2 protein-coding genes are annotated in these 5,061 nt (G+C 35.1%); both read right to left on the bottom strand.

Annotated features, from left to right (window positions below; all coding sequences use genetic code 11):
- Positions 1 to 172 precede the first annotated feature (172 nt).
- The gene (gene thrA / locus WBN21_RS15435; protein ID WP_424201843.1) at positions 173 to 3,571 is read right to left on the bottom strand and encodes a bifunctional aspartate kinase/homoserine dehydrogenase I; all 3,399 of its coding nucleotides are present in this window, start codon (positions 3,569 to 3,571) and stop codon (positions 173 to 175) included.
- A gap of 114 nt (positions 3,572 to 3,685) precedes the next feature.
- Complete coding sequence (locus tag WBN21_RS15430; protein WP_424201841.1) at positions 3,686 to 4,960, bottom strand: O-acetylhomoserine aminocarboxypropyltransferase/cysteine synthase family protein; 1,275 nt, start codon at positions 4,958 to 4,960, stop codon at positions 3,686 to 3,688.
- Positions 4,961 to 5,061 lie beyond the last annotated feature (101 nt).

The following is a 5,061-nucleotide window of genomic DNA, read 5'->3' as shown; positions in this document are numbered from 1 at the left end:
CCTCTTCATCATCTAAATAGTGATTGATTCCAACACTCAAATAATGTTGATTGTTTTCATCAATATAATTAGAAATAATCTCTTCAATTGTAGCTCCTTTTAAATAGGATAAAGATTCTGCTAAAAGGCTTTCTAAATTATCTAGAATTTGGCTTTTCATAATTGAACACAACTAATTTATATGTTTACTCAACCGCAAAATATCACCAAAAACACCACGTGCAGTCACTTCTGCACCAGCACCAGCACCTTGAATTACTATAGGTTGTTCACCGTAACTTTCCGTAAATATTTCAAAAATAGCATCACTTCCTTTTACATGACCCAACGTGCTATCCTCTGGAATAGATACTAATTTTACTTCCAACCGTCCTTTTTCTTGCGATAAATCGCCCGACAAATCGCCAACATAACGCAATACATGGCCTGCTTTTTGGTCGTCTTTTATCTTTTGGTATTGTTCATCTAAAACATTCAATTGCGATAAAAAGTCTTTAACCGAAATATCGCGATAAGCTTCTGGTATTAAATTCAACACCTCAACATCTTCAAATTCATTTTGCAAATCTAACTCTCTTGCGAGGATTAACAGCTTTCTAGCAACATCATTTCCTGAAAAATCTTCACGAGGATCTGGTTCTGTAAACCCTTTATCAACCGTTTCCTGAATAATTTCACTAAACGGTTTGTCTTGAACCGAAAAGTTATTGAATAAATAACTCAACGTTCCTGAAAACACACCCCGAATTCTTGTAATATTTTCACCAGATTCATGCAACAATTTAATGGTGTCAATCAACGGTAAACCTGCACCAACTGTAGTTTCATACAAATATTCTTTGTTGTTTTTCGCAAGTTCAACTCGTAATTCCTTATAAAAATCGTGAGAAATGGTATTGGCTATTTTGTTGGAAGACACCAAATCAAAACCTGCCTCAACCAACGGAATATAATTCTTGTAAAACTCAGAACTTGCTGTATTATCAACCGCTATTAAATTTTCTAAATGATGATTTTGAGCATAGGTAATAATATCATCAATGGAACTGTCATACGAACTATATTTTATCGCATCTTTCCAATTTGTATCAGCACCATTTTTATTTAAAATCAGTTTTTTAGAATTAGCAATAGCAAACACATTCAATTTGATACCTTTTCGTTTTTCAATGTCGTTTTTCGATTTTAAAATCTGATTAATTAATGCACTACCAACGCCTCCGTGACCAAAAATGGCAATATTTATTTTTTTCGAAATATCGAAAACTTCACCATGAATCACATTTACCGCTTTATGAAGTTGCGATTTTTTAACCACCAAACTCACATTTTTCCCAGTTACGGTGTTATTAAACAGCAACGGTGTAATTTGATTTTTTATAAGCGCATTAAATGGTTTATGAAATGAACTGAGCTCAATGCCAATTATGGAAATAACTGCAACATCATCTACCACATCAATTTTATTAACGTCTTGCGAATAGAAATCACTTTCAAACTCACGCTCCAAAGCTATAACTGCTTGTGTTGCTTGTTCGGCATCAATAATTAAACCAATACCACGTTCTGAAGACCCTTGAGACACAATACTTACACTTATCCCGTATTTACTTAAGGCTCCAAATATTCGTGCATCTACACCAATTTTTCCAAGTAAACCCCGACCTTCAAAATTTAATAAGGCGACATTATCCAAAATAGATAAAGAGGTAACTTCTTTAGTACTTGGCCTTGCCGTAATTAAGGTACCTTCATCATCGGCACTAAACGTGTTTAAAATACGTAAGTTGATATTTTTTTCAACCAAGGGAATAATCGTTTTAGCATGCAATACCGAGGTTCCGAAATTAGCCAACTCATTAGCTTCACTAAAGGATAATTCTCTAATTTGTTTTGCATCTGGAACTAATCCAGGATCTGCTGTATAAATTCCACTTACATGTGTGTAATTTTGTAACTCTTCAGCATCTAAAAAATTCGCAATTAAGGCAGCCGTATAATTACTCCCGTTTCTACCTAATGTCGTGGTTTCATTTTTTAAATTGGAAGCAATAAACCCAGTAACTACGTTAACAACATCCTTATTTTGGCTGTAATACTTCTGCGTATTTTCTTTTGAAATTTTTGTAATTGGTTGCGCATTACCAAAGGTTTCATCGGTTTTTATAAGTTCGCGTGAATCAACTGCTTTGGCTTTTACCCCGTTTTCACTTAATAAACTAGCAATCAGTTTAACCGATAATAATTCGCCTTGCGCTAAAATGTTATCTTTTGTCTTTTTGCTATAATCTCGCAGCAAACTCACACCTTCAAACAACTTATCTAAAACGGAAAATTCCTCAGAAAAATCGATGTTTTTTAAAGGCTCTGTTTGATAGGCCTTAAATGCTTTTAAATCTTCTTGAAAGGGTTCTCCTTTTAAAGCTTTGTTCAAAATAGCGTCCAAATCATCGGTTGCAGAACCCCTTGCTGAGACCACCACACTAATGCGCTCGCCTGAGGCTACTTTATTTTTTATAATTGAAAGTACTGTCTCTAAGCCTTTTCCGTTGGCTAAAGATTTACCTCCAAATTTTAATATTTTCATAGGTTTTCTTTTAGAATGTGGCACAAAAATGCCTTCTATAATTTTTTCAAGTTGCTCGTACTCCATTAAAAATGCATCATGCCCGTGTACTGAATGAATTTCATTATACGTGACATTAGGATGTGTTAAAGCCAACTGTTTATGTGTTTCTCGGTTTTCTTCAGCCGTAAAAAACAAATCGGAATCCACACCAATAATGTGGATTTTAGCCTCAATGTTTTCAAGCACATTAAAGTTACTCGACCTGCCTTTGGTAACGTCGATAGACTTCAACAACTGATTCATCAATTTATAAGCCGAAAGTTGAAAACGCTCTTGTAACTTTTTACCATGATGCAATAGCCAACTTTCAACATTAAAAATTTCTAAATCGTCATTTTTAGAACGCTGAAAACGTTCTTTAAAAGATTCTGGCGTGCGGTAGCACAACATGGCATGCATCCTTGCATCATGCACCGGATGTTTTGAATTCAACAGAAATTGTTCTTGAATTTGGCAGTTGGCAATTAACCAATCTGTCGATTTCCAATCTGTTGCCACCACTACTAAATGCTCTGTGAAATCAGGCTGTAAAACAGCCATTTCCCATGCAATTCCACCACCTAACGACCCACCGATGGTAGCGAATAACTTTCCTGTTTTTAATTCTTTTAATCCTATTAAAAACAGTTTTGCAACATCGCGAGCTACAAAATCTTTATAGTTGTCGATAACAAACCCATCAAAACTATTACCAGGAATGTTAAATGCCAAAACCGTGTAAAGTTTAGTATCAATAACTTTATCTTCTCCGACTAAATCTTTCCACCAGCCATCATCGCCAGCAACATCACTATTTCCTGTTAACGCATGATTCACCAAAACTATGGGCGCACTTCCTAAAGGCTTTCCAAAAACTTGGTAGCTTAACTTTATTTCAGAGTAAAGCGCACCACTTTCAGTAGTGTAATTCTTTAAAATGGTATGTTGTAATGAGTGTTTCAAATGTTTTTGTGCTTGTTATGACTTGCGAGGTTTTTAGAACCTTGTAGGTCTGAGTTTCTATATTTGATATACCTACAAGATTTTTGAAACCTTGCAGGATATGATTTGTTTAACCTAAATTGTTTTAAATGCTTCTAATAAATCGGCTTTTAAATCTTCGATATCTTCAATACCAACAGATAATCTGATTAAATCTCCAGATACACCTGCAGATGCTTGTTCTGCTTCATCCAACTGCTGATGTGTTGTACTTCCTGGGTGAATAATCAATGATTTTGTATCCCCAATATTAGCTAATAACGAAAATAACTTCGTGTTATCTGCAATCTTTTTAGCGGCATCAAAACCACCTTTATGTCCAAAGGTAACAATTCCACTTTGTCCTTTTGGTAAATATTTATCAGCTAGTTTTTTATACTTGCTACTTTTTAAACCAGGATAGTTTACCCAAGCAATGTCGTCTTGTGCTTCTAACCATTGTGCTAGTTCTAAAGCGTTGGCGCTATGTTGCTTGATTCTAACAGGTAAGGTTTCTAAACCTTGAATAATGTTGAATGCATTTGTTGGACTCATTGCGCCACCAAAATCTCTTAAACCTTCAAGAATTAATTTGAAAGTGTATGACGCTGCACCTAAAGCTTCATGATAAACTAAACCATGATAACCTGCTGAAGGCTCTGTGAATTCAGGGAATTTTCCGTTTGCCCAATTAAAAGTTCCAGCGTCTATAATGGCGCCACCTAAAGAAGTTCCTTGTCCTCCAATATATTTTGTTAATGAGTGAATGACAATATTGGCACCATGCTTTATTGGATTTAATAAAGCTGGTGTTGCCACAGTATTATCAACTATAAAAGGTACTTCTGCTTTTTTTGAATGCGCTGCAATAGCTTCAAGATCTAAAACATCAAGTTTTGGGTTTCCTAAAGATTCTACAAAAAATGCTCTTGTGTTGTTTTTTACAGCAGCTGCAAAATTATCAGGATTTGAAGCATCAACAAATGTGGTTGTAATGCCTAATCTCGGTAAAGTAACGCTTAATAAATTATAGGTTCCACCGTATAAACTACTTGATGCCACAATATGATCGCCTGATTTTAATAAGGTTAATAAACCTGTTGCAATAGCTGCGGTTCCAGATGCAAATACTACTGCGCCAATACCACCCTCGACAGCCGCTAAACGATCTTGTAAAATTTGGTTTGTTGGATTGTTTAATCGGGTGTAAATAAATCCTAATTCTTTTAATGAAAATAGATTTGCAGCATGATCCGAATCATTAAAAACATACGATGTTGTTTGATAAATTGGTACAGCTCTTGTACCTGCGTTTGCTTTAACGTCGTGCCCAGCATGTAGGGCGTTTGTGGCTAATTTTTGATTGCTCATTTTTCTAATTTTTTATGGCCTCTTTCAGAAATATTTGCAACATTTCTGACCTTTTTTATGGCAAGGTAAAAGACCGTTGATTAATAATAATTGCTCCTTTC

Source organism: Algibacter sp. (genome assembly GCF_049667265.1).
In the GTDB taxonomy this organism is placed as follows: Bacteria; Bacteroidota; Bacteroidia; order Flavobacteriales; family Flavobacteriaceae; genus Algibacter_B.
The sequence above is the reverse complement of the archived record's forward strand: the minus strand, read 5'-3'. Positions and strand labels throughout refer to the sequence as shown.

Excerpts from the sequence above, each read along its gene's own strand:
- WBN21_RS15430 (WP_424201841.1), bottom strand. The coding sequence starts at position 4,960 with ATGAGCAATCAAAAATTAGCCACAAACGCCCTACATGCTGGGCACGAC.